The 24119-nt window shown below is 69.2% G+C and carries 23 protein-coding genes; 10 read left to right on the top strand and 13 right to left on the bottom strand.

Annotated elements, in window-relative coordinates:
• The first annotated feature begins 150 nt into the window (after positions 1–150).
• Both NAEX_RS45920 and NAEX_RS45915 read left to right on the top strand, forming a co-directional pair.
• Positions 151–1842, top strand: coding sequence for a Y-family DNA polymerase (locus NAEX_RS45920; RefSeq protein WP_096334257.1), 1692 nt, complete (start codon positions 151–153; stop codon positions 1840–1842).
• Positions 1843–1853: 11 nt separating this feature from the next.
• On the top strand, positions 1854–5111 hold the full coding sequence (locus NAEX_RS45915; RefSeq protein WP_096334256.1) for an error-prone DNA polymerase: 3258 nt from the start codon (positions 1854–1856) through the stop codon (positions 5109–5111).
• 214 nt (positions 5112–5325) lie between these two features.
• Here the strand turns inward: NAEX_RS45915 and NAEX_RS45910 are convergent, their stop codons facing one another.
• The 3 genes from NAEX_RS45910 to NAEX_RS45900 form a co-directional block, all read right to left on the bottom strand.
• On the bottom strand, positions 5326–5712 hold the full coding sequence (locus NAEX_RS45910) for a hypothetical protein (protein ID WP_100792711.1): 387 nt from the start codon (positions 5710–5712) through the stop codon (positions 5326–5328).
• 15 nt (positions 5713–5727) lie between these two features.
• Positions 5728–6447 carry an OmpA family protein gene (locus tag NAEX_RS45905; RefSeq protein ID WP_096334254.1) on the bottom strand — a complete coding sequence of 240 codons (720 nt, stop codon included), beginning with the start codon at positions 6445–6447 and terminating at the stop codon, positions 5728–5730.
• Between the two features lie 229 nt (positions 6448–6676).
• On the bottom strand, positions 6677–7600 hold the full coding sequence (locus NAEX_RS45900; RefSeq protein ID WP_143140170.1) for a hypothetical protein: 924 nt from the start codon (positions 7598–7600) through the stop codon (positions 6677–6679).
• 166 nt (positions 7601–7766) lie between these two features.
• Here NAEX_RS45900 and hxsA4 point away from each other — a divergent pair, with 166 nt between their 5' ends.
• Genes hxsA4 through NAEX_RS45885 form a run of 3 tightly spaced genes read left to right on the top strand, consistent with a single transcriptional unit; the run spans position 7767 to position 9949 of the window.
• Complete coding sequence (hxsA4, locus tag NAEX_RS52615; protein ID WP_100792712.1) at positions 7767–8030, top strand: His-Xaa-Ser repeat protein HxsA4; 264 nt, start codon at positions 7767–7769, stop codon at positions 8028–8030.
• Positions 7999–9051, top strand: a complete 1053-nt coding sequence (gene hxsC4, locus NAEX_RS45890; protein WP_096334251.1) for a radical SAM protein HxsC4 — start codon at positions 7999–8001, stop codon at positions 9049–9051. The genes hxsA4 and hxsC4 overlap by 32 nt, the downstream gene beginning before the upstream one ends.
• A 16-nt stretch (positions 9052–9067) precedes the next feature.
• The gene (locus NAEX_RS45885) at positions 9068–9949 is read left to right on the top strand and encodes a hypothetical protein (RefSeq protein WP_096334250.1); all 882 of its coding nucleotides are present in this window, start codon (positions 9068–9070) and stop codon (positions 9947–9949) included.
• A 114-nt stretch (positions 9950–10063) separates the two neighbouring features.
• Here NAEX_RS45885 and NAEX_RS45880 read toward each other — a convergent pair whose 3' ends face one another.
• Positions 10064–10930, bottom strand: coding sequence for a penicillin-binding transpeptidase domain-containing protein (locus NAEX_RS45880; RefSeq protein WP_170136599.1), 867 nt, complete (start codon positions 10928–10930; stop codon positions 10064–10066).
• 234 nt (positions 10931–11164) lie between these two features.
• Between NAEX_RS45880 and NAEX_RS45875 the strand changes: the two genes are divergently transcribed.
• Complete coding sequence (locus tag NAEX_RS45875; protein WP_096334248.1) at positions 11165–11455, top strand: polyhydroxyalkanoic acid system family protein; 291 nt, start codon at positions 11165–11167, stop codon at positions 11453–11455.
• 129 nt (positions 11456–11584) lie between these two features.
• Here the strand turns inward: NAEX_RS45875 and thrC are convergent, their stop codons facing one another.
• The 3 genes from thrC to NAEX_RS45860 all read right to left on the bottom strand — a co-directional run bounded on the left by thrC (position 11585) and on the right by NAEX_RS45860 (position 14371).
• A complete protein-coding gene (gene thrC, locus NAEX_RS45870) occupies positions 11585–12943 on the bottom strand; it encodes a threonine synthase (protein WP_245914020.1) in 1359 nt (452 codons plus the stop codon).
• 652 nt (positions 12944–13595) lie between these two features.
• Complete coding sequence (locus NAEX_RS45865) at positions 13596–13919, bottom strand: YbjQ family protein (RefSeq protein WP_096334472.1); 324 nt, start codon at positions 13917–13919, stop codon at positions 13596–13598.
• A 56-nt stretch (positions 13920–13975) separates the two neighbouring features.
• The gene (locus NAEX_RS45860; RefSeq protein ID WP_096334246.1) at positions 13976–14371 is read right to left on the bottom strand and encodes a hypothetical protein; all 396 of its coding nucleotides are present in this window, start codon (positions 14369–14371) and stop codon (positions 13976–13978) included.
• 114 nt (positions 14372–14485) lie between these two features.
• On the opposite strand from NAEX_RS45860, the gene NAEX_RS49240 reads away from it, so the two are divergent.
• The 3 genes from NAEX_RS49240 (at position 14486) to dbpB (ending at position 18034) form a co-directional block, all read left to right on the top strand.
• Positions 14486–15505, top strand: a complete 1020-nt coding sequence (locus NAEX_RS49240; RefSeq protein WP_143140171.1) for a hypothetical protein — start codon at positions 14486–14488, stop codon at positions 15503–15505.
• Positions 15502–16812, top strand: a complete 1311-nt coding sequence (gene dpdA / locus NAEX_RS45850) for a tRNA-guanine transglycosylase DpdA (protein WP_211302633.1) — start codon at positions 15502–15504, stop codon at positions 16810–16812. The genes NAEX_RS49240 and dpdA overlap by 4 nt, the downstream gene beginning before the upstream one ends.
• A 97-nt stretch (positions 16813–16909) precedes the next feature.
• Positions 16910–18034, top strand: coding sequence for a DGQHR domain-containing protein DpdB (gene dbpB, locus NAEX_RS45845; protein WP_096334244.1), 1125 nt, complete (start codon positions 16910–16912; stop codon positions 18032–18034).
• A gap of 8 nt (positions 18035–18042) precedes the next feature.
• On the opposite strand, the gene NAEX_RS54850 is transcribed toward dbpB, so the two are convergent.
• Positions 18043–18444 carry an HNH endonuclease gene (locus NAEX_RS54850; protein ID WP_420814190.1) on the bottom strand — a complete coding sequence of 134 codons (402 nt, stop codon included), beginning with the start codon at positions 18442–18444 and terminating at the stop codon, positions 18043–18045.
• A 33-nt stretch (positions 18445–18477) separates the two neighbouring features.
• On the opposite strand from NAEX_RS54850, the gene NAEX_RS53570 reads away from it, so the two are divergent.
• On the top strand, positions 18478–18801 hold the full coding sequence (locus NAEX_RS53570) for a hypothetical protein (RefSeq protein WP_245914018.1): 324 nt from the start codon (positions 18478–18480) through the stop codon (positions 18799–18801).
• A 141-nt stretch (positions 18802–18942) separates the two neighbouring features.
• On the opposite strand, the gene NAEX_RS49230 is transcribed toward NAEX_RS53570, so the two are convergent.
• From NAEX_RS49230 to NAEX_RS45825, 5 genes are all read right to left on the bottom strand, one after another.
• Complete coding sequence (locus NAEX_RS49230) at positions 18943–20484, bottom strand: ParB N-terminal domain-containing protein (RefSeq protein WP_143825774.1); 1542 nt, start codon at positions 20482–20484, stop codon at positions 18943–18945.
• 29 nt (positions 20485–20513) lie between these two features.
• Complete coding sequence (gene hflX, locus NAEX_RS45840; protein WP_096334471.1) at positions 20514–21935, bottom strand: GTPase HflX; 1422 nt, start codon at positions 21933–21935, stop codon at positions 20514–20516.
• A gap of 65 nt (positions 21936–22000) precedes the next feature.
• Positions 22001–22261 (bottom strand): hypothetical protein, encoded by a 261-nt coding sequence (locus tag NAEX_RS45835; RefSeq protein WP_096334243.1) that lies wholly within the window; start codon positions 22259–22261, stop codon positions 22001–22003.
• 145 nt (positions 22262–22406) lie between these two features.
• Positions 22407–23408 (bottom strand): penicillin-insensitive murein endopeptidase, encoded by a 1002-nt coding sequence (locus tag NAEX_RS45830; protein WP_143140173.1) that lies wholly within the window; start codon positions 23406–23408, stop codon positions 22407–22409.
• A 139-nt stretch (positions 23409–23547) separates the two neighbouring features.
• Positions 23548–24024: a YbhB/YbcL family Raf kinase inhibitor-like protein gene (locus NAEX_RS45825; protein WP_096334470.1), complete on the bottom strand. Its 477-nt coding sequence runs from the start codon at positions 24022–24024 to the stop codon at positions 23548–23550.
• Positions 24025–24119 lie beyond the last annotated feature (95 nt).

The following is a 24119-nucleotide window of genomic DNA, read 5'->3' as shown; positions in this document are numbered from 1 at the left end:
CGCGTCGCCAGCGGCGCCTCGCCTCGCCCTCGCTCCGCAAGCTCGCCGCGCTCCTTCGCTCCACGTTCGCCCTCGATCCGCACGGCGTCGCCTCGCTCCTTCGCTCTCATCCTCGCGCTCGCTCGCGCTCCGCCGGCTCGCGTCTCGCTCATGGCCCGTCCGTCCCAGCCCGCGCTCTTCCTCGACGCTCCGCCCGCGAGCGCCAGGCCCGCGCGCGGTTCGGCACCTGTCCCCGAGGCCAGCTCGTCCCCGTCCGCGGGCGCCGGGCTCATGCGCGCCCCGGCACCTGTCCCCGAGGCCAGCTCGTCCCCGCCCGCGCCCACGCGCCTCGCCTGCGCCCACCTGCCGGCCTTTCCGCTGCAGGTCCTGCTGCGGCGGCGGCCCGAGCTGCGCGGCGCCCCGGTCGCGGTGCTCCGCCGCGAGGGCCCGCAGGCCGAGGTCCTGTGGGCCAGCCAGGCCGCGCGGCGCCGCGGCGTCGCCCGCGGCATGCGCTGCGCCGCCGCCCGCGGCCTCGTGCCCGAGCTCCACGCCGAACCTGTCCCCGAGGACATCCTCGACGAGGCCGCCGACGAGCTGCTGCGGACCCTGCTGCGCCGCTCCCCGCGGGTCGAGCCGTGCCTCGATCCGCGCGGCGCCTTCTGGCTCGACCCGACCGGCCTCGAGCGGCTGCAGGGCGATCTCCCGACCTGGGCCGGCGGCCTGCGGCGCGACCTCGAGGCGCTCGGCTACGCCGCCGGCGTCGCCGTCGGCTTCACCCGCTTCCACACCCTCGCGCTGGCCCGCCACGGCTCGCTGACCGCCCCGCTCGTGCTCGCCAGCCCGGCCGAGGAGGCCGCCCGCGTCGGCGCGGTCCCGCTCGCCGCGCTCGACCTCTCGCCTGTCCTTCAGGACACCCTCGAGAAGCTCGGGATCACCACCCTCGGCGGCTTCCTCGCCCTGCCCGCGGCCGACGTGCGGACCCGCCTCGGCAGCGCCGCCGCCGCCCTCCACGCCCGCGCCTCCGGCCGCGAGCACGCCCCGCTGCGGCCCACGCAGCCCGAAGATCCGCCCGAGGTCGCGCTCGAGATCGACCCGCCCGACGACGATCGCGAGCGGCTGCTGTTCGCGCTCAAGGAGCCGATCGCCTGTCTCTTACGCCAGGTGTGCACCGGCGGCGACGCCCTCGTCGAGCTCCGCCTCACCCTCGAGCTCGACCACGAGGACCCGGTCGTCACCACCGTCGAGCCGGCCGCCCCGCTGCAGGCCGAGCCCGACGATCTGCTGCAGCTGCTCGACCTCCTGCGCCTGCGCCTCGACGGCCTCACCCTCGCCGCGCCGGTCCAGCGGGCCGTCCTCGTCGGCCTCGGCGCCCGCGCCCGCGCCGAGCAGCTGGCCCTCCTGCGCGGTCGCGGCCGCGATCTCGCCGCCGCCGCCCGCGCGCTCGCCCGCGTCCGCGCCGCCTTCGGCGAGCAGGCCGTCACCCGCGCCACCCTCCGCTCCGCCCACCTCCCCGAGGCCAGCTTCGCCTGGGAGCCCGTGTCCGAAGTGACATGTCCGATCGTCCATGACCTTCCGGCCAACCACCACGAGGCCCTGGCCGCCCCGCCGCTGTGCCGGCGCCTGCTCCCGCGCCCGGTGCCGCTGCCGCGGCGCGACGAGGCCGACGAGCACTGGCTCGCCGCCAGCGGCCTGGTCCGCGGCGCCGTGGTGCGCATGGCCGGGCCGTACCGGATCAGCGGCGGCTGGTGGGCCCGCGAGGTCGAGCGCGACTACTACTTCGCCGAGACCTCGCACGGCGACATCGCCTGGCTGTTCTACGACCGCCCGCGCGACCGCTGGTACATCCACGGGATCCTCGACTGAGAGCCGGGCCGATGACCGTCCGCGCCGCCGCTCTGTGGGTCAAGAGCAACTTCTCGTTCCTCGAGGGCGCCTCGCACCCCGACGAGCTGGTCGCCGCCGCCCACGCCCACGGCCTCCAGGCCCTCGCCCTGACCGACCGCGACGGCGTCTACGGCCTCGTGCGCGCCCACGTCGCCGCCCAGAAGCTCGGCTTCCCCGTGATCTGCGGCGCCCAGGTCACCATCGGCGACCCCGACGATCTGCTCGGCGTCGCCCCCGAGGTCCCGCCCGACGAGCCCGACGAACATGTCTCTCAGGACATGACCCATGAAGACTATCTGAAGAGACATGCCCATGCAAGCATGTCCAAATCGACAGGTTTAAAAGGTCAGCACACGCCCCCGCCCAAGCAGGACCGCCGCGGCCGCCCGGCCCAGCGGCCCCGCCCCGTCGCCCCGCCGCCCGGGCGCCCGCTGCTGCTGCTCGCGCCGACCCGGGCCGCCTACGCCGACCTGTGCCGCCTGCTGTCGCGCGGGCGCATGTCCTGTCCCAAGGGACACAGCCGGGTCCGGCTCGCCGACCTGCCCGAGCACGGCCGCGAGCTCATCGCCCTCGCGCTCGACCCCGACATGCTGCCGGCCCTGCGCGAGCCGTTCGCCGGCCGCCTCTACGCCCTCGTCGCCCGCCACCGCGAGGCCGCCGAGGCCCCGCTCGAGGCTCGCCTGCGCGCCGCCGCCGAGCTGCTCGATGTCCCGGTGGTCGCCGGCACCGAGGTGCTCTACCACGACGCCGCCCGCCGCCCCTTGCAGGACGTCCTGACCTGCATCCGCCGCAACGTCAGCATCGCCCAGGCCGGCGCGCAGCTGCGGGCCAACGCCGAGCACGACCTCAAGTCGCCGGCGCAGCTGGCCGCGCTGTTCCGCGACGACCCGGCCGCGCTCGCGCGCACGCTCGAGGTCGCCGAGCGCTGCACCTTCTCGCTCGCCGAGCTGCGCTACCGCTACCCCGGCGGCGAGCTGCCCGACGGCACCTCCGGCTCGGCGTGGCTGCGCGAGCTGACCTTCCGCGGCGCCCGCGAGCGCTACCGCGGCCAGGTGCCGCCGGCCGTGGCCGCCCAGCTCGACCGCGAGCTCGCCCTCATCGACGAGCTCGACTACGGCGGCTACTTCCTGACCATGTGGGAGCTGGTGCAGTTCTGCCGCTCGCAGCAGATTCTGTGCCAGGGCCGCGGCAGCGCCGCCAATTCGGCCGTCTGCTTCTGCCTCGGCATCACCGCGATCGACCCCGTGCGCATGGACCTGCTGTTCGAGCGCTTCATCAGCCGCGAGCGCGCCGAGCCGCCCGACATCGACCTCGACATCGAGCACGAGCGGCGCGAGGAGGTCATCCAGCACGTCTACCAGCGCTACGGCCGGCGCAACGCCGCCATGGTCGCGACCTTCATCCGCTACCGCCCGCGCTCGGCGATCCGCGACGTCGGCAAGGCCCTCGGCGCCGCGCCCGACCTGCTCGACCGCGCCGCCAAGCTGCAGAGCGCCTGGAGCTCCGAGTTCGACGCCGCCATGCTCAAGGCCGCCGGCATCGACCCCGACATCCCGCTGCACGGCCACCTGCTCCGCCTCTCGCGCGAGATCCTCGACTTCCCGCGCCACGCCGCCACCCACCCCGGCGGCTTCCTCTTGGGACATGACCCTGTGGACACGTTGTGCCCGATCGAGCCGGCGGCGATGGTCGGGCGCACGATCGTCCAGTGGGACAAGAACGACGTCGAGGACCTCGGCCTGTTCAAGGTCGACCTGCTCGGCCTCGGCGCGCTGGCGCAGGTCCGCCGCGCCCTCGAGCTCATCCGCGTCCACCACGGCCGCGAGCTGTCGATGGCCACCATCCCCGCCGAGGACCCCGAGACCTACGACATGCTGTGCGAGGCCGACACCGTCGGCGTGTTCCAGATCGAGAGCCGCGCGCAGATGGCGATGCTGCCGCGCCTGCGCCCCCGGACCTTCTACGACCTCGTCATCGAGGTCGCCATCGTCCGCCCAGGCCCGATCCAGGGCGACATGGTCCACCCCTACCTGCGCCGCCGCAACGGCGAGGAGCCGACCGTCTACCCGCACCCGAGCCTCGAGCGCGTGCTCGCCAAGACCCTCGGCGTGCCGCTGTTCCAGGAGCAGGTCATGCGCCTCGCCATGCTCGCCGCCGACTACACCCCCGGCGAGGCCGACCAGCTGCGCCGCGACATGGCCGCCTGGCGCAGCCCCGGACGCATCGAGCCGCACCACGACCGGATCGTCGAGCGCATGGCCAAAAAGGGCATCGATCGCGAGTTCGCCGAGCGGGTGTTCGCCCAGATCCGCGGCTTCGGCGAGTACGGCTTCCCCGAGAGCCACGCCGCCTCGTTCGCCCTGATCGCCTACGCCACCGCCTGGCTGCGCCGCCACTACCCCGCGGCCTTCACCTGCGCCCTGCTCAACGCCCAGCCGATGGGCTTCTACCACCCCTCGACCCTGGTCGCCGACGCCCAGCGCCACAACATCGAGGTCCGCCCGATCGACGTCCGCAAGAGCGCCTGGGACTGCACTTTGGAGCATGACCCGGAGGACAGCTCGAAGGTCGCGCTGCGCATGGGCCTGCGCTACGTCAAGGGCCTCGGCGTGCTCGACCGGGCCGCGCTCGAGGGCGCACCGGGCCCTTACGCCAGCCTCGACGAGTTCGCCCGCCGCACCCGCCTGTCGGCCGCCGCGCTGCACGCCCTGGCCGAGGCCGGCGCGCTGATCGGCTTCGGCCTCGACCGCCGGGCCGCGATCTGGCGCGTCCGCGGGCTCGCGGCCGCCCGCGGCGACGCCCTGCCGCTGCCCGAGGCGGCCCCGCCGCCGGCCCAGCAGACGCTGTTCACCCCGCTGACCGCCGGCGAGGCGATCCTCTGGGACTACCGTCGCACCCACCACAGCACCCGCGGCCACCCGCTGTCGGAGTGGCGCCCCGCCCTGCGCCGCATCGGCATCGAGGGCGCCGCCGCCGTCGCCCGCCTGCCGAACGGCAGCCTGGTCGACTACGTCGGCGCCGTCACCTGCCGCCAGCGCCCGCCCACCGCCGGCGGCGTCACGTTCTACACGCTGGAGGACGAGACCGGCATGCTCAGCATCATCGTCTGGGCCAGCGTCTGGGAGCGTTACGGCCTGATCGGCCGCACCGCCCAGATCCTCGGCGTCAGCGGCCGCCTGCAGCGCGAGCAGGGCGTGCTGCACCTGATCGCCGACACCCTGTGGGACCCCCGCAGCGCCCTCGGGTGACGTGCTCTTCCGGGCATGTCCCGAGGGACATTTCCCAGGGCACATGTCTGGTAAAACATGCCCTCCAGGACATCCGCGTCCGAGCCGGCCCGCGCGGCCGCCTCGCAGCTCCGCTCGTCGAGCCGTCCCGCTCGCGGACGCCCCGCCCGGGCGCGCTCGCGACGGCGGCCGCCAGGGCCCATCCTGACGGCCGCACATCGCCCGGCGAGCGCGCTCAGAGCTGCTTCGGCGGGTTGGCCTTGAACGTGTACTTGTACGAGGCGACGCCCTCGCGGCGGTCGACCGGGTCGAGCACCAGGCCGTCGATCGCGCGGACGATGCACTGCTGCAGCGCCTCGGGGGCCTGGGTGCCGGCGGGGTCGACGGCGACGTCGTACAGGCGGCCGGTCTTCTTCTCGACCTTGAAGCGGACCAGGACCTCGCCGCCGACGTTCTGGTCGTCGACGAGCTGCTGGTCGTAGCAGTCCTTCACCGCGCTGTTCTTGGTCTCGAGCAGCGTGCGGGTGTCGGCGCGGTAGGTCTCGGCGTCGCGCTTGACGCCGGAGCAGGCGGTCGCCATCGCGGCGGCGAACAGGGAGCAGAGGATCGTGGAAGTGCGCATGTTCGTGGCTCCCTTCTACTTGGCGGCCTTGGCCGGGTCGGCGGCGGGCGCGGGCGCGTCGGCCCCACCGGCGGCGGCCTCGCTCGGCGTCTCGGGCGACGGGTTGGCGACGGTCGACGTCGACTCCTCGACGACCTTCTTCTGGCCGGTCTTCGGGTCGATCTCGACCTTCTTCTTCGTCACGTCCTGCTCGACGATGTTGAACTCGACGCGGCGGTTCTTCTCCTTGCCCTCCTCCGTCGACTCGTCGGCGATGAGGCGCGTCTCGCCGTAGCCCTTGGCCGTGAACATCTCCTTGGGCAGCTCACCCTTCTTCACGAGGTAGTCCATCACCGCCTTGGCGCGCGCGTCCGACAGCTTGAGGTTGTGGCGGTCGGTGCCCTCGCTCGAGGTGTGGCCCTCGATCGCGATCTTCTTGATGTGCGGGTTCTCCTTGATGACCGAGATGATCTCGGCCATCAGCCCGTCCGACTCGGGGCGAATCGTCGCCTTGTCGAGGTCGAACTGGATCTTCTCGGTGATCGTGATCTTGTTGTCCTCGACCACCACGCGCTTCGGCGGCTCCGGCTCCGGCTCCGGCGGTGGTGGCGGCGGCGGCGGCGCCGGCAGCGGCGGCGGGTCCCCGACTACGGCCAGCGCCGTCGCGTCGTCGAACACGGTCGGCGCGCAGGCGGCGAGCTGCGTCGCGAACAGCGCGAGCAGCGTCGGCAGGGTGAGGATGGTTGTCCGAGACATTGGCATCTGAGTCTCCTCCGTGGGGGGCCGCAGTGGCCCCCGGCGGGCATTTTGATACACCGCCGGGACGGCCCGGGCGGTGAGTTTACGGCAGCTTTACCGACTCACGCCAATTCGCCAACGATCGCGCGAAAACCCTGAATTTCGCCGCGTTCCCGCCTTTCCCAGGCCCAAACGCTGATTTCTCAGCGTAAAATGCGCGGGCGCCGGCCGAATTCGACCGGATCCGCTACTCCGGGATCCCGCAGACCCCGACGTTCTCGAACCCCGGCGGAGCCTGACCCTGGCTGTACCAGGCGATGCACGACATCTTCTCGTCGAGGTCCTGACACGGGCCGTCGCCCTCGGAGAGGTCGCACCACGGCGTGCAGCAGTACGAGAACGTGCATTCCGGCACCAGCGAGTCGTAGACGCAGGCGAACCCCGGCGCGCACGACGACCAGCCGATGCACGTGTCCTGGAAGGTCGCCTCGGCCCCGCCCTGCACGACCGGCAGGCACACGAAGCCGGTGCCGCCGACCTTGATCGCGTCCATGTAGCAGCCCTCGCCCTCGGCGCAGTTCTGCAGCAGCGGGTCGCACTGCTTGAAGCAATTGCCGAAGTCGTAGCCGAAGAACAGCTTCACGCAGGTGGTGTCGTTGCCCTCGCACATCGGGTTCTGCGAGTCCCCGGTGCAGTACGGCAGGCAGAAGCCGCTGCCGTCGTAGTCGAGGTCGAGGCAGACCGTGCCGAGCGCACAGTTGTCGTCGCCGAGGCCCTCGGGGCCGACGCTGCACGGCTCATGCGCGGCCTTCGGGTTGTCCGGCACCGGCACGCACTTGATGCCCTCGGGGATGAACGTGTTGGGGCTCGCGTACGCCGTACACTTCTGCTCGCCGGGGCAGTCCTGGTCGTAGATGTTGCACATCCCGCCGCCGGACGGGTCGGTCGTCGAGCTCGTCGGCTCGACGGTGGGATCGACCGCGGTGGTCTCCGCGGCGGTCGTTCCCTGCGTGGACGTCGTCGGCGTCTCGCCCGTGGTCGTGGTCGAGGTGCTGCTGCCGTCCGGGGCCGTCGGCACGCCGGAGCTGTTGGGCAGCTGGAAGTCGTCACTGCAGCCGGACATCGAGCCCGCGGCGACCAACAGCGCGAGGGAGAGTACCCGAATCTGCATGAGAAGAGCCTTTCTGGGACGCTACGGGCGGGGCCCGGCGGTGTCAAGTTGTCGGCGACGCCGCATCTGGAGCCGCTCGCTTGGTGCTACCGCCGCTTCGCACCGGCCCCGCGCGAGCTCACTGGTTCGTGCTGCGGGCGCGCAGAGGTTCGGCTATGGTGCAGCCATGGCCGCCCCTGATCCTGACGAGCTCGTCTCCTTTCGCAAGAAGGCCAGCGCCGTGCTTGGGCCCGAACACCGTGAGATCTCGGACAAGGCGCTGGAGTACGCCGAGACGGGCGTGCCGAGCGGCGACCTCGTCGCCGCGGCAACCTTCGCGCCCGGCGATCCGGGCCACGCGTCGCACGGCTCGCACGGCTCGCACGGCTCGCACGGCTCGCACGGTTCGCACGGCTCGCATGGATCCCACGGCTCCCACGGCTCCTGGTGAACGCCCGCCCGCCAGCGGCGCGATCGAGGCGCGGATCGCCGGCAAGGCGCCGCGGGTGCATATCCTGACCGGCGCGGTGTGCAACAACAATTGCATCTTTTGCATGGAGGAGGACCGCGACGGCCGCTACGTCGTCAACTCCGCCACCACTGACGAGACGGTGCGCTGGATCCTCGGCCAGCACGACGCCTTCGAGGAGGTGTGCTTCACCTCGGGCGAGCCGACCACCAACCAGCGGCTGCCCGTCTGGGTGAAGATGGCCAAAGAGGCAGGTGCGCGCCAGATCAGCATGATGACGAACGGCCGCGCGCTCAGCTACGACCGCTACGCGCGCCTGCTCCTGTCCGCCGGGCTCAACAAGGTCTACGTCAGCATCCACGGCCACACCGCCAAGCTGCACGACGGCCTCACCCGCACCCCCGGCAGCTTCGAGCAGACGGTCGGCGGGATCGCCACCATCGCCCGCTACAAGCGCCTCGGCGTCGCGCTGCACACCAGCACGGTCGTCACCAAGCGCAACCTGCCGCACCTCCACGACATCTACGTGTTCTTGCGCGAGCGCGGCGTCGACCAGGTCGTGTTCAACGTCATGCAGGCGAACGGCCGGGCCAACACCTTCTTCGACCAGCTGTTCCCGACCTACACCGAGATCGCCGCGGCCGCCGAGGCCTTCCTCCACCAAGCGTCGGCGCGCGAGCGGCAGGTGCAGGCGTTCTTCGTCGACATCCCGCTCTGCGCCACCACCCGGCTGCCCGATCACAACCGCGGCTACGTCGAGGACTACGTCCACTTCGAGCCGCCGGTGGCCGTCCACACCGACCTCATCCCTGCGGAGCGCCTGGCCGAGCGGCGCTCCGGCCCTGACGGCGGCCTCGTCGCCGTGCGCCGCGCCGACCTCGACGACAGCGCCCGCCACAAGCGGCCCGAGTGCGCGAGCTGCCGCTACGATCGCGTGTGCGAGGGCGTGTGGGGCAACTACCTCCGCCGCTACGGCTGGGACGAGTTCGTCCCGGTGCGCTGACGCTCGCTCGCCGCGCATGCTCCTCGACGTCGCCACCGCGCCGCTGCCCGAGCCGGCGGGTCCCGACGCCGAGGCCGCCCTGCTGCGCCCGTTCCTCGCCGCCTACCGCCGTCGCTTCGGCGTCGCGCCCGCGCTCGTCCGCGACGACCACGGCCTCCTGCTCCGCTTCCCCGCCCACGACGCGCCCGCGCACGCCGCCGTGGTCGGCCGCGTCGACGTCCTCGGCGGCCACCCGGCCGTGCGCACCTACCTGCAGCGGCTCGGGTTCACCTGGGACGCGCGCGGCGTCATCGACGGCGCCCCTGCCCCGGCCAGCCTGGCCGCGCGTGCGCCCGCGCTCGGCCCGCGCCCGCGCTACTACCAAGCTGCCTCTTCGGCCATGAACAAACGGACATGGCTCGAAGGCAACCTCCGCGGCGAGCTCCCGCTCGCCCTCGGCGCCGGCGCCTACTACGCCGCGCTGGCCGCCGCCGCCCGCCTGCGCGTGCCCGAGCCGCGGCGCGTACGAGCCGGCCGCGACTACCACTTCTTCGGCGTGCAGCACGACCTGAGCAAGCACCTGCTGCTCACGCACCTGGTCCCGCGCCCGCTCCTGCTCGAGCTCGGCCGCGCCCTCGCCGGCGGCCTGCGCCGCTGGCACCGCGGCCCGCTCGTGTCGGCCCCGCTGGTCCGCTTCTACGAGAACGACCTGCTCGCCTACTGCCAGCAGATCTGGCGCGACCTCGCCGACCCGTCGCAGTTCGCCGCGACCTGCCTCCTGCGCCCGAACCTCGAGCAGCTATGGCGCGCCGTCGACGACCGCCTGCGCGAGTCCGCCGCCGGCCCGCAGCGGTGGCTGTGGAACGACGCCGACACCTGCCCGACGTTCGCCATCACCCGCCCCGCGCGCGCCTCGTGAGCCCGGCTCCGAGATACGGGCTGAGCCCCGGCCGCGCAACCTGTCTTCGAGCGCATCTCTCCTCGCCGCGACCTGTCCCCAAGCGCACGTCCGCCCGGGGACGGCCCGCGCCCCTCAGCGTCCCGCCTCGGCCGGCAGCGCTCCGTAGTGGATCAGCAGCGCCCGCGTCAGCTCGGCGCGCACGGGGACCAGGCGCTCTTCCTCGGCCTCCGGCGCGCGTAGCAGCAGCGCGTACGCCCAGGTCGTGCCGTCGCGCTCGGCCAGCCCGACCAGCCAGCCCACCGCGCGCCCCTCATGGGCGGTCAGCCCCGTCTTGCCGCGCCACGACCAGCCGGGAGCCTGCGCTCGCGTCAGCATGTGCTCGACCAGCGCCATGTGCTCACGCGCTACCGGCAGCTCGCGACGGTGCAGCCGACTGATGAACTCGACCTGCTCGCGCGGCGAGATCCGCAGCGCCCCCTGCAGCCAGAACCGGTCGATGCCGCCGCCGATGTCCGCGTTGCCGTAGGCGAACGCTCGCAACGACGCGTGCATCGCCGCCGGCCCGACCCGGCGCGCCACCTCCTGAAAGAACCACACCGTCGAGTCGCGCAGCGCCGACGCCAGGCTGTGATCGCGGTTCCACGCGGGCGGCCCCGCTCGCTCGACGCCGTCCCACTTCAGCGTCGCGTCGGCCCCCGCCAGCACCCCGCGCTCGAGCCCGATGAGCGCGTTGGGGATCTTGAACGTCGACGCCGGCAGCTCCCCGGTCCCCGCCAGCGCCGCGTCGGTCACGATCTGCTCGCCGGTCGTCAGCGAGCGCAGGACGAACACGCCCTCGACCTGGGCCGCCGCGAACAGCGGCTGCGCCGACCCGTCGACGCGCTCCACCACCTGCGGGGCCGGGCTGCTCGTCCCGGCCGCGATCGGCGGCGCGACCGCGGGCGTCGGCCTCGCGCAGGCGGAGAGCAGGAGCGAAACGATCAGGAGCCAGGCGCGCATGCCCCCCACCACGCGCGAACCCGGCGGGCGCATTCCCGAGCCCGCGCGGCGGAGCGGCCGACCGCTCCGCGTGCAACCGGCGACGCCCACGACCCCGTGCCGGCGCCCGCGACCACCCCCGTTCCTCGCGCCGCCTCCGTCACGGCCTGCCCCTTCGGACAGGCGCACCACAGGCGCCGCCTGGACAGGTCGCGGCCCCCCGTTCATCCTGCTCTGTGGTCCGGAGGTAGAGTCATGGCCCAGATCGACATCCGTCGCGCGAACCCGCTCGGCAAGGCCGCGGCGCGCGAGCGCACCGAGGCGCTCGCCAGGCGCCTCGAAGCCAAGTTCGACATCCGCTGGCAGTGGAGAGGCGACGACCTCGCCTTCAACGCGCCGCAGGGCCCCGCCAGGGGCACCACCGGCACGATCAGCGTCGACGACGCGCACGTCCGCGTGCAGGTCACCCTGCCGCTGCTGCTGCGCGCCTTCAGGGGCCGCGTCGAGGACCGCGTCAACGACGAGCTCAACAAGTTGCTCGCCTGAGCGAGCCGCCACATGGCTTGAAGGACAGGCCATGTTCGCCTGTCCTCAGAGACACACCGCGACCCGTGCCCGGGGCCGGGCACGCAGATCCGCGCCGGTCCCGGCATCCACCGATGAACGCTCGTGCGCCTACCCCGCCCGGGCGTCGAGCACGCGGTGCAGGGCCGCCACCACCTCGTCGGGCTCGCTGCCCATCGGCACCGGCTGGTTGGCGTGCGTGCTGGGGAACTCGAGCTTGCCCTCGTGGTAGCGGGCCTTGAACTCGGTGAACTTGAGCCCGTGCGCCGTCGAGATCACGATCACCCGCTCGCGCCGGCCGATTACCCCGCGCTTCGCCAGCTTCTGCAGGCAGGCCAGCGCCACGCCGGTGTGCGGGCAGTTGAACATGCCCGAGCGATCGGCGAGCGCCGCCGCGTCGGCCAGCTCGGCCTCGCTGGCCTCCTCGACCAGCCCGTTGCAGCGCTGCAGCGCGCGCACGGCCTTGGGCAGCGACACCGGCGCCCCGATCTGGATCGCGGACGCCAGCGTCGAGCGGGCCTGCTGCGGCGCGTAGTCCTCCTCGCGGAGCGGCCGGCCCTCCGCCTGCGCCCGCGCGAACGCCAGGTACAGCGGGTCGGCCTGCTGCGCCTGGCAGCACACGATCCGCGGCAGCCGGGCGATCACCCCGAGGTCGAGCATCATCTCGAACCCCTTGGCCAGCGCCGACACGTTGCCGAGGTTGCCGCCGGGGATCAGCACCCAGTCCGGCACCTCCCAGTCGAACTGCTGCACGATCTCGAGCGCCACCGTCTTCTGGCCCTCGACCCGCAGCGAGTTCATCGAGTTGGCGAGGTAGATGCTCGGGTCTTCGGTGAGCCGCTGGACCACGCGCATGCAGCCGTCGAAGTCGGTGTCGAGGCTGCACACGATCGCTCCGTTGGCGACCGGCTGGATCAGCTGGGCCGCGCTGATCTTGCCGGCCGGAAGCAGCACGACCACCGGGATCCCCGCCGCCGCCCCGTACGCCGCCAGCGCCGCCGACGTGTCGCCCGTCGACGCGCACGCGACCGCGCGGATCGGCCGGCCCTCGGCGATCGCCTGCTTCACCGCCGACACCAGCACCGTCATGCCGAGGTCCTTGAACGAGCCGGTGTGGCTGATCCCGCACTGCTTCACCCACAGATCGTCGAGCCCGATCGACTTGCCGTAGCGCTCCGCCCACAGCAGGTTCGAGTTGCCCTCGAACAGCGACACCACGTTGCTCGGCTCGATCTGCGGCAGCACCCACTCGAGCTTCGACCACACCCCGCTGCCGAACGGCCACTGCGTCCGCCCGTAGCGCTCGTCGAACAGCCGCATCCACGCCGCCGGGGAGCGCGAGCGCAGCGCCGCGTGATCGTGCTGCACCTCGAGCAGGCCGTGGCACTGCGGGCAGCGATAGATCACCTCGGTGAGCCCGAATCGGCCGGGACAACCGCGGAAGCACTGGAACCAGGCGGCGTAGGTCACGCGCGCAGGATGCCACAACTCCGCGAGCCGGGCCGCGCCCGGGTGGCGGCGCGCTCGGCTCCGGCCGCGGGACGCGGCTCGCGTATGGCGAACGGCCTGCTCGCCGGCCCCCCCCTCGAAATACACGTCGCCTGGGTCTCGGGCAGGGTCGTCCGTCGCCTCGTCATCCGGCCAGCGGAGGCCGCCGACGCGAGCGTCTCGATCCTTGCGAACACCGCCCGCGGAGGCGCCGCCCGCCATGCTCGCTGCGCTCGCGCCCCGCAGCGGACGCCATCTCCCTGCGACTGGCTGACCGATGCCGCGCGCATTCCGGACGAGACGGCTCGCCCCGCCCGCCCGAGCGCCCTTCCAGGCCCTCGAACGGCTCTTCTGCGCGAGCGTGCCGCCGCACGTGCTCCACCCCGCCGCTCCCGGCCCGAACGGACCGCTCACGCGCGGGAGGCCCCGCCACGCCGCTCTGTTTCGCCGCTCGCCGCGGTCGCTCGCTGCCTTTCGCACATGTCCCATCGAACATGTCCGATTCGACAAGTTCTTACGGCCATGCTCCTGTCACCATGCTTTCCGCGCCAGGTATGCATGGACATGCTCGATTCAACATGTCCTTTCCACCATGGTCACAAGCACATGCTTTGACGGGCAGCCGCGAATTTCGTCACTCCTCGGGCGCGAGGAGCACCGCCGTCCCGTAGGCCAGGATCTCGGCCGCCCCCGCCATCACCGTCGACGTCGTCAGGCGCATGGCGATGATCGCGTTGGCGCCGAGCGCCAGCGCCTCGGCGCGCATGCGGTCGAGCGCCTGTTCGCGGCTCTGCGACAGCATGGCGGTGTACTGCGTCACCTCGCCGCCGACGATGTTGCGCAGCCCGGCGAGGAAGTCCTGCCCGAGGTTGCGGGTGCGGACCGTGTTGCCGCGGACCAGGCCGAGCACGCGGACGACGCGGAACCCGACGACCGACTCGGTGGTGGTCACGAGCATCTCGCCGGCGCGGCGGTGCGCGAGGTCGGCGGCGTGGAGGACGGCGGGGGTGCTGGTCATCGCTGAATGTCCTTGTAAGGGTCCTGGCGGTGGTTGACGCGGATCCACGAGTACACGAGCAGCCCGAGGCCGGCCACGACCATCCCCGGGCCCAGCGCCGGCGCCGCGGCCCACGCCAGCCACCCGGCCACCACCAGCAGCCCGGCGAGCCCGCGCTCGAGCAGCACCCGCGGCGATCGCTCGGCGCGCGCGATCCGGTGGTCCGCCTCGACCCGCGCCAGCCAGCCGCCGCCGAGCGCCGCCTGGCGGGTCCGCGCCTCGATCGCCGCCCGCAGCTCCGGGTCGTTCTGCGCGTACAGCTCGAGCTCCTCGGCCTCGGCCTCGCCGAGCTCGCCGCGCGTGATCCGGTCGAGCAGCTCGGACACCCTTCGCGCCTCGGGATCGTCGGCCATCACGCGTGAGGATACCGCGGGCCATTTCTAGCGGCCTAGAGACATGTCCCTTGCGCCCTGTCTCTTCGGCCAGAAGAGCAACCTCGACTTTATGCTTGCGCTCACGGGACTTGCATGGCACTCGTCGACAGCTCTCCCACGCCGATGTCGCTCCCAGCGCCCCACCTCAACATCGTGGCCACTTGCACGGAACGGAAGCGCGGTGAGATCTCCAGCGACCTCCGCTTGAGAGAGATCCCTCCGAGTGATGCGAGCGCGCGCGCCGCAAAGTGGTGGGCTCGACTGGATGCGGCGATGCCGCTACTACGCGAGCCGGCTTCGCGCGTCTACGCAGGAGAGCACTGGAAACTTGTCCAGGACCTTTCGAAGCAGGTTCGTCAGGCAGGTTGGCGCGTAGACCTTTGGATCGCCTCGGCAGGCTACGGCCTTCTGTCTGAGCGAACACCCATCAACCCGTACTCATGCACCTTCTCCGAGGGCTCGCCCGACCAGGTCTCGTTGGGCCACAGGGAAGACCGGGTGGGCTACAACCAAGCATGGTGGTCTGCCTTGGGACGCCTGCGCCAGTCGAGCGAGGGACCGACGACCCTGCGGGGCCTGGCTGAGGAATCTCCACGGGCCAATTACCTGTTCTTGTGTTCTCCCGACTACGCGAAGGCGATGCGCGAAGACCTCGTCCAGGCACTCGGGTGCCTGCGACATCCTGAGCGATTGACCATCATCACAAGCGGAGCCGGCTGGGAGCACACCCCGTTGCGAGACAACGTGCTCGTCATCGATGCACGCACGCAGAGCGCCTGGGGAGGCACCATGCAAGGCTTACATGCGCGCACCGCGCTAAACCTTCTCAAGCAACCTGGGGCGCTACAGACGCACTTCTCGACAGCGGACCTACGCGCGCAGTATGAAACCCTCGTGGCGGACACCCCAAAACCCGAGAAACACGACCGTGCCCGCATGACCGACGAGGACGTGGTCTCCTTCATCCGAGGCGAGTTGGCGAAGGAGCCTAAGGCCGGCTGGACGGGCCTGCTGCGCACCTTGCGCGCCAGCGGCCGCGCTTGTGAACAGCGCCGGTTTCGCCGGCTGCACAGCGAAATCGCGGAAGAGATCCGTTCCGGAACCACTCAATGAAGTACTTCCTCCCCGACAGCCAGGACCTCGTCGACCCCAGTTTTGACTTCCAGCGGGAGACCCGCAACCCAGAACGGATCCGGCACCAGGACGACCATTACGCTCACGAGGTCTTCCGTGGGCAAGAGCGGGTATTCGATGGCCTGCTGGTCTCGAAGGCCATCGTCGAGGGCACCGGGGCCAACAGTCAGGCAAAGTACACGCAGAACCAGCAGCGGCGAATCCTGCGAGAGGGCGTCAAGGAGTTCTTCCGTCTCAAAGACCATCCGTGGGGCCCCATCGAGTGCATGGGTGATTGCGGAGCGTTCACTTACGTCAAGGAGGACGAGCCCCCGTTCTCTGTCGATGACGTCATCAACTTTTACGTCAAGTGCGGCTTTGACTACGGATTTGCCGTCGATCACGTGATTATTGATTACAAGCCGCAATGGGATGCTGATCTCTTCGGCTCTGCGGTCCCGCCCAATGTCCGCGCCCGCCAGGAACTCACCCTGAAGCTCGCTGCCGAGTTCCACTCGACGCACAAGAAGAACAAGCTTCCCTTCACGCCGATAGGTATTGCGCAGGGGTGGAGCCCGTCCTCGTACGCGCACGCCTTCGCCGCCCTGCAGAAGATGGGCTATCGGTACATCGCTCTGGGGGGCATGGTGCCGCTCAAAACCCCTGAAATCCTGAGTTGCCTCCGCGCAGTGGCCGAAATTCGCTTGCCTGCGACGAAAATCCATTTACTCGGGGTCACCCGCTTCGCTAGCCTGCCGACGTTCGAGAGTTTGGGCGTGGCGAGCATCGACAGCACTTCGCCGCTTCGCCAAGCGTTCATGGACGACAAAGACAATTACCACACGCTCGAGCGGACTTACACGGCGATACGGGTCCCCCAAGTCCAGGGTAATTTTCGCCTGGAAGCTCGCATTCGCTCGGGCGAACTGGACTACGACAAGACCCGCAAGGCTGAACAACTGTGTCTGCGTCGCCTCGAAGAGTACGACGCTGGGGGACGTTCGCTCGTCACGGTCCTGAAGGCCTTGCGAGCTTACGAAGAGATTCACGACCCGGAGCGCAACCGAACGGAGTCGGCCCGCCAGGTGCTCGAGGATAGCCCGTGGAAGAAATGCACCTGCGCTGTCTGTAGGCACCTCAAGCACCACGTCATCCTCTTCCGCGGTGCGGAACGCAATCGTCGTCGCGGCTTTCACAACGTGGCAATCTTCTATCAGCGTCTTCGAACGCTGACGGGGCAGGTCCCAGCGATCCCTGAGGCCCAAGAGCCTTTGCCGACCGAATCCGCGACTCGCCTCTCGGCTTGACTCCAGGAGCGCTTTCGCGCAGTATCGTTCTCGCTCATCGGAGTGAACGAAGGTCCATGCCGGTCTTCGCCCTCCGCTGCTCAAGGACGATACAGCCATGCCCAGCGCATACGAAACGCTCACTGTGCCCGCGATGGAGATCCGCCAGTCCAAGGGCCGGAAGCTCTATTCCTTCGCCGTCGACGGTAAGAAAATTCACTCCTTCGCCTGCATCTCCCGCCTTCGCCGCTCAAGCCTGGCAAAGCTGCAGGGATACCAGCGCCCGGAAGTGATCGCACACGTCGAGGAAATTCGCTGCTACCTCGAAAGCCCGTCACCAATGCTGCCCAACGGCATCATCGTGGCCTTCGACTCCCGCGTGAAGTTCAAACCTGCAGCTGGAGCTAGCTTCCAAACCCCGTACTCTCGGATGGGCATGCTCTCCATCCCTGTGCCGCGCTCAACCGAGGTCCCGAAGCCGGGTTGCATCGTCGACGGCCAGCAACGCGTCGCCGCCATTCGTGACGCCCAGATCAAGCGGTTCCCCGTGGTCGTGACGGCCTTCATCACGGACGACATCGAACATCAGACGGAACAGTTCATCCTCGTGAACTCGGCCAAACCCCTGGCGAAAGGCCTCATCTACGAGCTCATCCCGAACACCAAGTCCCGCCTCCCCACGCAGCTCCAGAAGCGCCGTCTCTCGGCTCGCCTCCTCGAGTACCTGAACCACCAAGAAGATTCCCCATTCCACCACAAGATCCAGACTCCGACGACCCCGCACGGCCCCATCAAAGACAACTCGGTACTCCGAATGCTTGACAACAGCCTCTCTGACGGCGTCCTTTACAAGCTCCGACGCGAGGACGCTCCCGATGGCGGGATCACTCTCATGAGCCGCGTCCTCTTCCCGTTCTGGCACGCCGTACGGGAAGTTTTCGCGCAAGCTTGGAACCTTCCCCCAAAGAAATCCCGCCTAACACACGGGATCGGGATACTAAGCCTCGGTAACATCATGGACCACGTTGGGCTCCCCAAGATCCCGGAGATCGACCTCCAAACCTTCTACTGTGCGCAACTACTCCCACTCCGCCCACATTGCGCCTGGACCGAAGGAAGCTGGAGAATCACCGAAAGTCATTCGGCCTCTTGGAACGATCTGCAAAACACCAAGCAGGACATCGCCGTCCTGACGGACCACCTGCAGCGTCTTTTTGAGAAGGTGCATTCAACCCAGACATAAATGGGCGACTAGCCTGATCCCCTCCTGAGCTCCCGCGCGGCCCACCGCGGGATCAAAAAATCGACATTCTTCGCCCTTCCACACGCAATGCATGCAGCCGCGCAATTCGCGGGTATTGCCAACCCTGTCCTTACTCTTCGAAAAACGTGCAACTCCACCTCACGAGTCCCGAGTGAACAGAAGGAGCAACGTCGAGAGCGAGCTAGAACAACCCAGCGCTGGTACGCTCCAATCTCCGCCTCACCAACGGGATCTCCCCGGTGAAAATAGTCATGGGCCCATTGAGTCGCCGCCCATGCGAATGAATCCGCCTTCCCCTCGTTGCAGGTCGAGCAAGTCAGCGCCCAGTTACTCCCGTCGGGAATATCATCGCCTAAGTGCTTCGGCGTAAGATGATCTAGGGTCTCCATCACTCCGTTAGCGATAAGCTCTACTCCGCACCAGTGGCAGCGCCCTTTCTGCCGCTTCAGAAGCATGTCGTACAGATGTCGCTCCACCCGCAATTCGCCGATCGACTTCGACTGTCGACGAGCCTGATCTTTACTCATTCCGCGCAACTTTCGAATGTTAATGCAAACATTCCGCAGAGTTTCGATTTGCGTGGGCTGCAGCGCAATCCCGATCTGCTCTGCGTGTTCCAGAATCGCGGCATCGAGGCTCCCCGTGTAGCCGGGATCCACGGCTTTTCTCGGCAGGAGGCTCATGAGGACGCTTTGCCGGACACAGGGCTCGATCACAGTTATGACCTCCGCCAGTTCTCGTCGTAAAGAATGGGACCAGGCAACAACAGCTTCTAGTAGATCACTGGGGCTTTTGGACGTTCGCTGAACACCTCCTAAAAAGTGCTCATCCCCCGACAGAATGTCTTCAATCAGAAGTGCGAGTTTGGGATGCATGCGCAATCCTGCCTATTTTTTCTTAACCTTGAACCACTCGTCACTCCTCCAGCGTTTCCACACTCCTCCGGCCTTTTTTCCCTCCGAAATGAAAAGATTGAAAAGATCAACCAACTCTTTTCGCCCAGCGTTTGTATCCATGCTCTCTCTCGCCCACTCCATTTTCCACATCTCAACCGGGAAGTACTGCACAAAATGAGCGACCACTTCCTGCAACTTCCCTGCCAACGCAGCGAAACGAATTTGCCGAGCCTCTTCTTCGTCAGTCCCAGGCTCCACACGGACATTCCATGTTGATGCAACCTGGGCGTCCGCTTGCAGGAGAATGACTTCCTGCAGCGCCCATAGATGGGCCCCGATAAACAAACGGCTCTTTCCTTTGGACCACAGCTCTGCTGGATAGCTATCCCGAATAGCTTTCCAGAACACGCAGAAGAACTGGAACCAAGGGGGGGCGTTGGAAGTATCACGCCACACCGCGCGCGCCACCCGCTCGCTCGTCGTATCCGCCAAACTCTTAGCGATCAACGTCATAGATTCTCGAGTTCCCCTCTGCCATTCGGATGCAATGCGTTTAAGAGCGCCGTAGCCCAATTTTTGTGATTTATTGCGGGGGTCCCCAACTGCCATGTCAATTAGATCCGCGAAGGGGCTTTCGGGGTCGTAGCCCACGAGGCTCATCATCGAGACTTCTCGCATCCGGACCCCCGCTTGAGTAAGTCGACCTTCGATCTCCTTCTGCTCCTGCTTCGTTAGACTTAGCGCGGCAATCGACGTGATGAGAGATGGTGGAATCGGCTTTGGCTTGAGATTGACCACTGTAAACTGGAAAACTTGTTCCTCCCAATCAGCGTCATATAGCCCACAAACAATGAATGGCAGACCTTTCATTCCAATCTTGGCCGCTGCAGAGACTCGGTGTTGGCCGTCAATCAGGAACGCGGGCTTAACGTAGTCCTCGATCGCCTTCCGAAACGCGCCATTCTCCCAATTCGAACGATCCTCCAACTTCTCCTTCATCTGGAGCAAAGTCGAAGAACCGAGGTGAATTTCCTCGGAGATACCATCTTCGTCTTCAGAGTCCTCGCCTTCGTCTTCTTCGTTTCCCTCGTTCTCGGAAGGCGTGTCCTCGACCTCAAGCAAGGCATTCCCGGAAGACACCTGCAGGCGCCTACGTACGAAGCTCAAGGCACTTTCAAAAATTTGGTTTGAGCTCAGGGCTTTGTCGTCGATCTCAATCGTTAAAGTCGCCTGAACCGGGCAACCTGCTTCAATCACGTTTTTATCCAAAAGACATTTGGCCAATCCTGTATCACGACGCAAGCCAACGATGACTGCGGTCGGACTGCAGTTTTTCGGATTTTGGAAGAAGGGAACTACTTCGCGATCAACACGTTCATCATTTCGGAAACGCTGGAATCCCGTCAGAAGCTCGTCCGACTTACGCGGGATACCCGCCCATGCCATGATTTCATTCGCGTGCGCAACGAAGGCGAGCTGGATCGGTGATTTTGCTTGCTGACGAAAGGCGAAGACAGGATACGTGAGCTTCACGGCAGGGCCTCGATACCCAGCCTGCCAGGTCACCTCTCTTCATGCAAGTTCTCCAGCGCCGCGCGCACGCGCTTCAGCGTGTCGGGCTCGATGCGCACGCGCAGGCGCGTGCCGGCCTCCTCGTGGGTCTCGGACAGCACCTGGGCCTCGCCGTGGAGCTGGGCGACCAGCGCGTGTTGCGGCCACGGGATCAGCAGCTCCGCCTCGACCAGCGCCTGGCCGAAGAACGCGACGATCGTCGCGCGCAGGCGGGCGACGTCGTCCTTGTCGAGGGCCGACATCTGGATCGCGTCGGGGAATTCGCGCCGGAGCTCGGCGCGCTGCTCCTCGTCGAGGCGGTCGACCTTGTTGAGGATCAGGCGCGACGGCGCCTGCGTCGCGCCGATCTCGCCGATGACCTCGCGGGTGACCGCGTACTGGTCGCGGAAGGTCGGGTCGGACGCGTCGACCAGGAACAGCAGCAGGCCGGCGTGGCGGGCCTCGTCGAGGGTCGAGCGGAACGAGGCGACGAGGTCGTGCGGCAGCTTCTTGATGAAGCCGACGGTGTCCGAGACCAGGATCCGCGGGTGCGTCTCGGGGTGGAGCGCGCGGATGGTGGTGTCGAGGGTGGCGAACAGCTGGTCGGCGACCAGCACCTCGCTGCCGGTGAGGGCGCGCATCAGCGAGCTCTTGCCGGCGTTGGTGTAGCCGACCAGGGCGACCGTCGGCTGGCCGGCGCGGTGCTCGCGGCGGTGGTCCTGCTCGCGGTGAACCGCCTCGAGCTCGCGCCGGATCTCGGCCATGCGGTCGCGGATCCGCCGGCGATCGAACTCGAGCTCCGTCTCACCCGCGCCGCGGCCGGCCTGGCGCTCGCCGCGGGAGCCGGTCTCGCGCAGCCGCGGCGCGACGTAGGCCAGGCGGGCCAGCTCGACCTGCAACTTGGCCTCGCGGCTGCGCGCGTGGCGGTGGAAGATCTCGACGATCACGCCGGTGCGGTCGAGCACCTGCACCCCCGTCGCTCGCTCGAGGTTGCGCGCTTGACTGGGGCCGAGCTCGTGATCGACGGCCACGAGCTTCGGCCGCTGCTTGCTGTCCTCGGGGACATCCTTGCCGACGATCGGCACCTGGCCGTCGTCGTCGTCGAAGTCGTCGAACTCGACCTCGTCGTCGCCCTCGCCGCTCTCCTCCTCGCGGCGCTGGCGGGCCTTGTCCTTGCGCGCCGGCGCGGCCGAGGGGACGTAGCCGCGGCCGCCGGTGAGCTCGGCGAGCTCCTTGAGCTTGCCCTCGCCGAGCACCACGGACTTGCTGAGCGCCTCGCGGCGCTGGGTCACCGTCGCGGTGACGTCGTAGCCGAGAGTGTCGACGAGGCGGGCGAGCTCGGCGAGGTCGGCGGCGTGCTCCGCGTCGCCGACGCCGGGCAGCTGAACGCCGACGAGGATCGCGGTGGGCCGGTGGGCGGGTCGTTCGGACATCGGGGGCGACAGACTGACGCCGCCGACCGCCGGCGGCAAGCCCGTCGCGACCCGAGGCGACCGCGTCAGCGCGGTGGGAGCGACCTCGGCGGCGGATCGGCGGTCTCGATCAGCACGGCCTGGACCATCAGCAGCGCGCCGACCGCCTGCTCGATGCCTCCGTAGGCGCCGAGCGCCTCGCCGAACGCGTGCAGGTCGTCCGTGGTCGCCAGCGCCAGCTTCTCCGCGCGCGCGAGGAAGGCCTGCAGCAGCGTCCGGGCCCGGTGGGGCCCCAAGATCCGCCCGACCTTCTCGAGGGCGAGGGTATGGACGTCGACGCTGGTCATCCTCTCCTCAAGATGGACGCTCTGGCGGGCTCGCGCGACCGGCGCGACGCAGGCCGCGTGCGCTCGGTCTCACGGCGCGAAGCGGTGCCCCGCGATCGAGTGTTGCGAGCATTGGCGCCGCGAGCAAGCCCCGTCGACCGGTCGCTCACTCGCGGAAGCGGACGTGGAAGTGGTTCCGGTGCCCACGCCAGTGACGGATGATGCCGAACGGCGCTCCCTCGCCGCGCGGGTACTGGAACACGTCGTTCAACCGGCGCGCGCTGACCCCCGCGGCGACTGCGTGCTCGTAGAAGAGCTTCTGCAGGCCGTAGTCCATGAAGACGTAGTGGACCTGATCGGTGGCCAGCATCGCCTCGATCAGCGCCCACGAGCGCGCGACGTCGAGGTTGTCCTTGGTCGCGGTGATGAACCGCGTCACGTCGGCGTCGGTGCCCTGCAGCACGTAGCCGACGTCGACGTCGCGCCCGTGGCGGTGCGACAGGTGGGGCGGAAACACGCCGCCGCCGTGCAGGCTGATGTCGCCGACGTGGACCTTCGGCCCGCCCCGTCCGCCGCGCGCGTAGGCGCGGATGGCCTCCTGCAGCAGCCGGACCGTCCGCGGGGTGCCCCACGCGTGGTCCTCGTTCTTGACCACGTAACCTGGCCCCGGGGGCAGCTTCACGCCCTGGGCCAGGACGCCGGCGAAGTCCTCGTCGGCGAACAGGTCGGGGTAATATACGTCGGTCGCCCGCAGCTCGACCGGACCTGTCCCCATTACCAGGCGCTCCTGCTGCCCGGCGCGCGCCAAAATCACCGCGCCGCGCTCGACCGCCGCGATCGTGGCGCCCTCCCACACCAGGTCGCCGACGCGGAACACCCGGATCACACCGCTCGGATCGTCTCGGATGGTCGCCTGGCTGGCGGCGGGATCGGCCGCCGTGGTGGTGGCCAGCAGCGTCAGCGGCAGCTCGGTCTCGGCGATGCTGTCCTCGGGGACCTGTCCGTTCGAACAGCCGTCGCAGGTCGCCGGCGTCGGGCTCGCCGCGAGCGCCGGCGCCACCTCAACCGCGGGCGCCGCCTCGGCCGCGACCTCGGGCTCCGCGGTCGCGTCGCCGCAGCCGAGCAGCAGGCCGAGACAGGCGGGCAGCAGCGCGAAACGTCGGGGCACGCCGGACACGAGGCAAGATCCGCACCAGCCGCGACGGCTGGATGTCCGCGTCTCCCCTCGCCTCCCGCGGCCGATCGGCGTGACAGTTTGTCGCGCGGCGACCGGCCGTTGCGACAGCCCGGCACGCGCGCGGGCCCGCTCACGGGGCCTTCTGCTTCTGGTACGTGCCCATCAGCGCCGCCTTCGCGAGCACGTGGCCGGCCATCGCCTGCTCGAGCTCCGCGCGCGTCGGGGCCTGCAGCGACGGCAGCGTGGTGTCGAGCGCGTAGAGCGTGTGGAAGTAGCGATGGCGACCGATCGGCGGGCACGGTCCGCCGTAGCCGACGCGCCCCCAGTCGTTGGTACCCTCGCGCGCGCCCGCGGGCAGGCGCTCGGGCGTCACGCCGGCGGGCAGCGAGCCGTCGGCCGGCGGCAGGTCGACGAGGATCCAGTGGGTGTAGATCGTCTTCGGCGCCGCCGGATCGGGCGCGTCGGGATCGGTCTCGACGAGCGCCAGGCTCCTGGCCGCCGCCGGCACCCCCGACCAGCGCAGCGGCGGCGAGACATCGCGGCCCTCGCAGGTGTACTCGCTCGGGATCTCCGCCCCCGCCGCGAACGCCTCGGACTCCAGGCTCATCCCGCCGGACGGCGGATCGCCGCCGCCGGGCTCGGGTTTGGGCTGGCAGGCCAGCAGGCCGCAGGAGACGACGCGCGCGAGACGGTGCATGGCCG

Source organism: Nannocystis exedens (assembly GCF_002343915.1).
Taxonomy (GTDB): Bacteria; Myxococcota_A; Polyangia; order Nannocystales; family Nannocystaceae; genus Nannocystis; species Nannocystis exedens.
This window is presented reverse-complemented; position numbering and strand designations above follow the sequence as displayed.